The 6,536-nt window shown below is 67.1% G+C and carries 6 protein-coding genes; 2 read left to right on the forward strand and 4 right to left on the reverse strand.

The window, feature by feature from the left end; translation table 11 throughout:
• Positions 1 to 432 precede the first annotated feature (432 nt).
• Positions 433 to 666, forward strand: coding sequence for a hypothetical protein (locus WBF82_RS04815; protein WP_424381957.1), 234 nt, complete (start codon positions 433 to 435; stop codon positions 664 to 666).
• Here the strand turns inward: WBF82_RS04815 and WBF82_RS04820 are convergent.
• From WBF82_RS04820 to WBF82_RS04830, 3 genes are all read right to left on the reverse strand, one after another.
• Complete coding sequence (locus WBF82_RS04820; RefSeq protein WP_424381958.1) at positions 663 to 1,532, reverse strand: pseudouridine synthase; 870 nt, start codon at positions 1,530 to 1,532, stop codon at positions 663 to 665. The genes WBF82_RS04815 and WBF82_RS04820 overlap by 4 nt on opposite strands.
• Positions 1,533 to 1,539: 7 nt before the next feature.
• The gene (locus WBF82_RS04825; RefSeq protein ID WP_424381959.1) at positions 1,540 to 3,282 is read right to left on the reverse strand and encodes a glycerol-3-phosphate dehydrogenase/oxidase; all 1,743 of its coding nucleotides are present in this window, start codon (positions 3,280 to 3,282) and stop codon (positions 1,540 to 1,542) included.
• Positions 3,283 to 3,400: 118 nt separating this feature from the next.
• Positions 3,401 to 4,807: an NAD(P)H-quinone dehydrogenase gene (locus WBF82_RS04830; protein WP_424381960.1), complete on the reverse strand. Its 1,407-nt coding sequence runs from the start codon at positions 4,805 to 4,807 to the stop codon at positions 3,401 to 3,403.
• 75 nt (positions 4,808 to 4,882) lie between these two features.
• On the opposite strand from WBF82_RS04830, the gene WBF82_RS04835 reads away from it, so the two are divergent.
• Entirely contained in the window at positions 4,883 to 5,356 is a 474-nt protein-coding gene (locus tag WBF82_RS04835; RefSeq protein WP_424078760.1) for a gamma-glutamylcyclotransferase, read from the forward strand.
• Between the two features lie 4 nt (positions 5,357 to 5,360).
• Here the strand turns inward: WBF82_RS04835 and WBF82_RS04840 are convergent, their stop codons facing one another.
• Positions 5,361 to 6,533, reverse strand: a complete 1,173-nt coding sequence (locus WBF82_RS04840; protein ID WP_424381961.1) for an amidohydrolase — start codon at positions 6,531 to 6,533, stop codon at positions 5,361 to 5,363.
• Positions 6,534 to 6,536 lie beyond the last annotated feature (3 nt).

The following is a 6,536-nucleotide window of genomic DNA, read 5'->3' on the forward strand; positions in this document are numbered from 1 at the left end:
ACGCCGGCCTAGCCGCAGCCCGACACACTGCTGGCATGGTAACAAGATTCGCCGCTGCGCAATCGTGCCGGGGCATCGTCGGATTCGCGATTTCAGCCGCAGTTTCCGAGCTGTTTACGTCCAGAGAGCGATCACCGACGCGCCCGCTATCTCAGCGTCGACGAGGCCCGTCGCCGAAGCGCCAGTCCGCAGGCGATCGACTACTGGGGCCCGGATGCCTGTCCGAAGATTGCGAGCCTGCTGCCTACCGGGCGGGAACGGCCCCGAGCACGTACCGTGGAATAGAAATTGCCGATGCACGGTTGGTCATTGCTGACTGGCCTGTGACCCCGATCACCGACACGGCAGGGTCTTCGTGCTAGTCGCGGAGGAATACACCGACGACGTCGAATTTCGGCGAACGACGTCGCCGGATTACTGAAGGGCACCAGGGTGCTAACACTGCAGAACCACGTCAACCTCAGCAACCTGACGACTATCCGCTCTCTCAATGCGGGCGTATTGACGGCTCGCGCCTGGGAGACATTGCGCGCCGCCGTTGCGGGCGCGAATCTCAGTTGGGCGATGCGGCCTGTCCGGGAGGACGGCAATCCGGCCACCCGGAACGTGGCCGCATCGGTTGATCAAGACCTGCCGCGCATGCGTCGCGGCGCCGAGCGCTGCTAGCCCGCGGCGTGTAGGTTTCGGGAGCTGACGAACTGGCGCAGAGATCCGGTCAACGGGTCTTCGAATTCGATACTCCTCGCCAGCAATTGCAGGGGCTGACTGAAGTCGTCTTTTGGAACGTCAACCACGCTGGGGTACAACGGGTCTCCGTAGATCGGTGTGCCGAGCGAAGTCATGTGTACCCGCAGCTGGTGGGTGCGCCCGGTGCGCGGGGTCAGCCGGTAGCAGCCATCCGGTGCTATCAACTCCACCAACGTCTCGGCGTTGGGCTCGCCGGGCTCTTCGACGGCTTGTAAACGGCCGCGGCGCTTGACGATCCGGCTGCGCACCACGCGCGGCAACGCCAGCTCGCTGTTGACCGCGGCTCTCGCCAAGTACGTCTTGTGCACCGCGCCACGGGCGAACATCGTCTGATAGGCGCCCCGAAGCTCGCTGCGGGCGGTGAACAGCAGCACGCCTGCGGTCAGCCGGTCCAGCCGGTGGGCCGGGCTCAGCTCGGGTAATCCCAGTCGCCGTCGCAAACGCACCAGCGCGGTCTGCGCGACGTGACGCCCGCGCGGCATGGTGGCCAGGAAGTGCGGCTTGTCGACCACGACGATGTCGTCGTCGCGATACAGCACGGGGATGTCGAATGGCACCGGCACCTCGTCGCGCAGGTCGCGGTAGAAGTAGACGCTGGCACCAGCAGGCAGCACGGTGGCGGGATCGAGCACCTCGCCGCGGGAGTCGACGACCTCACCGGCGATCGCCTTGGCCGCGACCGCAGGCCCGAAACGGCTCAGCAGTTCGTCGCCGAGCGGGCCGCCGCGCACCCGCAGTCGCGCCGGTCCCAATCCGTCGCGTGGCGGCAGCGGCAGTGACCTCACGGTCGGCTCAATTTAAGGGCACCGGCTCGAGGATTTCCGCGCGGGCTTCGGGAGCGCTGGCCCGCAGCGCATCCGCCGACGCGTCGTCGGGCTGGGCTTGCGACAACACCTCGGCCTCCACCCGCGCCGTGTACGTATCGACCTCGCGGTCGACATCGGCGGTGGACCAACCCAGCAGCGGCGCGACGATGTCGGCCACTTCACGCGCGCAGTCGACCCCGCGGTGCGAATATTCGATGGCGATCCGCGTCCGGCGCGCCAAGATGTCCTCCAGATGTAACGCGCCCTCGGCCGCGGCGGCATAGGCGGCTTCGACCCTCAGGTAGCCCGGAGCCGCGGCGATCGGGTTGAGCAGGTCGCGGCGGTCGGCGGCCATCGCCAGCACCTCGTGGATCAGCGAGCCGTAGCGGTCCAGCAGGTGTCGCACCCGGTAGGGATGGAGTCCCTCCAGCGCACCGACGTGCTCGGTCTGATTGATCAGCGCGAAGTAGCCGTCGGCGCCGAGCAGGGGCACTTTCTCGGTGATCGACTGCGCGACCCGAGCCGGAATGTATTGCGACGCGGCATCGATCGCATCGGCAGCCATCACCCGGTACGTGGTGTACTTGCCGCCGGCGATGGCGACCAGGCCGGGAGCGGGCACCGCAACTGCGTGCTCACGCGACAACGTGGACGTGTCCTCGCTCTCCCCCGCCAGCAGCGGTCGCAAACCCGCGTACACCCCGTCGATATCGGCGTGTGTCAACGGGGTGGCCAGCACGGTGTTGACGGTGCCCAGGATGTAGTCGATGTCGACCTTGGTGGCCGCCGGATGCGCCAGATCCAGTGCCCAGTCGGTATCGGTGGTCCCGATGATCCAATGGCTGCCCCACGGGATCACGAACATCACCGACTTCTCGGTGCGCAGGATGATCGCGACGTCGCTGACGATCCGGTCTCGCGGCACGACGATGTGCACTCCTTTGGAGGCACGCACTTGAAATCGGCCGCGCTGCTTGGACAACGCCTGAATCTCGTCGGTCCACACCCCGGTCGCGTTGACGACAACGTGGCCACGGACTTCGGTGATGGCGCCATCCTCCGAGTCGCGTACCCGCACGCCGGTCACCCGATCGCCTTCGCGCAGCAGCGAAACCACTTGAGTGGACGACCGCACCACCGCGCCGTAATGCGCGGCGGTACGCACGACGGTCATGGTGTGCCGGGCGTCGTCGACGACGGTGTCGTAGTAGCGGATACCGCCGATCAACGAACCGCGCTTCAGACCGGGGCTTAGCCGCAGCGCGCCGGCGCGGGTCAAATGCTTCTGTCCCGGAACGGATTTCGCGCCGCCAAGTTCGTCGTACAGCAGGATGCCGGCGGCGACGTATGGGCGTTCCCACCACCGCCTGGTCAGCGGGTACAAAAACGGCAACGGCTTGACGAGGTGCGGCGCCAAGGTGGTCAACGACAGCTCGCGCTCGAAGAGCGCCTCCCGCACCAGCCCGAATTCCAGTTGCTCGAGGTAGCGCAGTCCGCCGTGAAACATCTTCGAGGATCGGCTCGACGTGCCCGAGGCGAAGTCCCGGGCTTCGACCATCGCCACTTTCAGGCCACGGGTGGCGGCGTCCAACGCGGATCCCGAACCCACCACACCGCCGCCGATGACCACGACGTCGAATTGCTCGCTGCCGAGCCGCTCCCAGGCCGAGGCGCGCTGCTCGGGTCCCAAGTAGGAGGTCGGCCAGAACTGCCCGAGGGGGTCGCTCACGGCACAGGTCTCCTCCGGTTACTCGTCAGTAGGACACTGGCTCCCAAGGCTACCTGGCACGGTCCAATTGCCCCGCTCCTCCTCGGCCGCGCGCGGCCCGCATCGTCGCACGGCTGCGTCAGTCCAGATCATCGTGCGCCATCAGCCGCCGTGCCGCCTCCGTGATCGAGCCAGACAGCGACGGGTACACGGAGAGCGTCTCGGCCAGCTGATTCACGGTGATTCGGTTCTGCACGGCCATCGCGATCGGCAGGATCAACTCCGATGCGATCGGCGCAACCACGACACCGCCGATGACCACACCGGTGGACTGCCGGCAGAAGACCTTGACGAAGCCTTGCCGCAGCCCCGACATCTTCGCTCGCGCGTTGGTCCGCAACGGCAACATGATGGTCCGGGCACTGACCGATCCGTTGTCGATCGCCGACTGAGGAACACCGACCGCGGCGATCTCCGGCCGGGTGAACACCGCGGCGGCTACCGTGCGCAGCCGGATGGGGCTCACGGCTTCCCCCAGCGCATGCCACATGGCGATCCGGCCCTGCATCGCGGCGACCGAGGCCAGCAACAGCAGGCCGGTGCAGTCACCGGCGGCGTAGATGCCGGGCACCGAGGTACGCGATACCCGGTCGACAGCCAGGTAGTTTCCTCGTCCCAGCTCGATGCCCACTCGTTCCAGGCCCAGGCCGCTGGTGTTCGGGACGGACCCGATCGTCATCAGCGCATGGCTGCCCTCCACGGTGCGACCGTCGGTCATCGTGACCAGCACCCCGGTGTCGGTGCGGGTGACCGACTCCGCGCGGGCATTCTTGACCAACTGGACGCCGCGTTCGGCGAACGAATCCTCCAGCACGCGGGCGGCGTCAGCGTCCTCATACGGCAGCACCCGGTCGCGGCTGGCCACCACCGTGACGTCAACACCCAATTCGGTGTAGGCGTTGACGAATTCGGCACCGGTGACACCGGAACCGACCACGATCAGATGGTCGGGCAGGGTGTCCAGGTCGTAGAGCTGGCGCCAAGTCACGATGCGCTCGCCATCGGGCTGTGCGGACGGCAGCACTCGCGGGCTGGCGCCGGTGGCGATCAGCACGACGTCAGCGTCGTAGCTGCGGGTGGTGCCGTCGGCAGCAGTTGCCTTGACACAGTGGGTGGCCAGGCCGGGGGTCGCGTCGATCAGCTCGCCTTTGGCCGCGACGACCTCGACGCCCGCATTGACCAGTTCGGAGTTGACGTCGGCCGATTGCGCGGCGGCCAGCGTCTTGACGCGCTGATGGATCTCCGGCAACGAGATCTTGGCGTCCTCGATGTCAATGTCGAAACCCAGGTGAGGGGCCCGGCGCAGTTCGGTGCGGACTCCAGTGGAGGCGATGAACGTCTTGGACGGCACGCAGTCGTACAGCACGGCAGCGCCGCCGACGCCGTCCGAGTCGATGACGGTGACCTCGGCGTCCCGTGCCGCCGCGACAAGTGCCGCCTCATAACCGGCCGGCCCTCCGCCGAGGATCACGATCCGGGTCGCCACGGGTCTAACCTAACCAACCTCAGACCAACCCGTCGGATCACCGCCGCGCCAGCGGCGGCCGTTTAAGCTTTCTCCGTGCCGCTCTACGCTGCCTACGGGTCGAATATGCATCCCGAGCAGATGCAGCAGCGTGCGCCCCACTCGCCGATGGCCGGAACCGGCTGGTTGCACGGCTGGCGGCTGACATTCGGCGGCGAGGACATCGGCTGGGAAGGGGCGCTGGCCACCGTCGTTGAGGACCCCGCCTCAAAGGTGTTCGTCGTGCTCTACGACATGACGCCGGCCGACGAGCGAAACCTCGATCGCTGGGAGGGGTCCGAGCTGGGCATCCACAAGAAGATCCGATGCCGGGTGGAACGCGTGTCGTCCGACACGACCACCGATCCGGTGCTGGCGTGGCTGTATGTGGTGGACGCCTGGGAGGGTGGCCTGCCGTCGGCCCGCTACATCGGTGTGATGGCCGATGCCGCCGAAATCGCTGGTGCACCAGACGAATACGTGCACAACCTACGTACCCGCCCCGCCCGCAATATCGGCCCGGGAACCTAGAAGGCTAGGTTGCGAGGGAGGCCTGCTCGACGATGTTGACCATCAGCCGCACCCCGATCGCCAGCGCTCGCTCATCGAGGTCGAACGTCGGCTGATGCAGGTCTAGCTGCGGGCCGTTACCCGACCAGACGCCCAGCCTCGCCATCGCGCCGGGCACCTCCTCCAGATACCAGGAGAAGTCCTCGCCACCGCCAGACTGCTTGGTATCGGTCAACACCTCCGGGCCGACCGCCTCGATGGCGTGGGCGATGATGCGCGTCGAGATCTCCTCGTTGACCACCGGCGGAACCCCGCGGCTGTACTGCAGGGTGTGCTCGATACCCAGCGGCGAGAGCAGGCCGGCCACCGCCTGGCGCACGATGTCCTCGAGGCTCAGCCAGGTTTCGCGGCTGGCCGTGCGGATGGTGCCCGCCAGCACGCCGCTCTGCGGGATCGCGTTAGCGACCACTCCCGCATTCACCGCGCCCCACACCATCACGGTGCCGTTGCGCGGGTCGATGCGACGTGACAACACACCGGGCACACCGGTGATCAGCGTGCCCAACCCGTAAACGAGGTCGGCGGTCAAGTGTGGCCGCGACGTGTGCCCGCCCGGCGAATAAAGGGTGATTTCGATCATGTCGGCCGCCGATGTGATCGGACCCGGTTTCACCGCGACCTTGCCGACCGCCAGCCGGGGATCGCAGTGCAAGGCGAAGATACGGCTCACCCCGGACAACGCGCCGGCGGCGATCGCGTCGATGGCGCCGCCTGGCATCAGCTCTTCGGCGGGCTGAAAGATCAGCCGCAGCGCGATAGGCAGCTCTGGGACAGCTGCCAACGCCAGCGCCGTGCCCAGCAGGATCGCGGTGTGGGCGTCGTGGCCGCAAGCGTGCGCGGCGTTGGGCATCGTCGATTCATACGGAGCACCGGTGCGCTCGGCCATCGGCAACGCGTCCATGTCGGCGCGGAGTGCAATGCGGGGCTGGTGCTCCGGACCGAAATCGCAAGTCAACCCCGTTCCGCCGGGCAACACCTTCGGGTTGAGGCCGGCGTCGGCCAACCGCTCGGCGACGTACTGCGTGGTGGCGTACTCCTGACGACCCAACTCCGGGTAGCGGTGGATGTGTCGCCGCCAGGCGACCAAATCGTCGTGGTGTGCGGCCAGCCAGCACTCAGCAGTATCGGCGAGGCTCACGAT

This window comes from Mycobacterium sp. (assembly GCF_049673265.1).
Lineage (GTDB): Bacteria > Actinomycetota > Actinomycetes > Mycobacteriales > Mycobacteriaceae > Mycobacterium.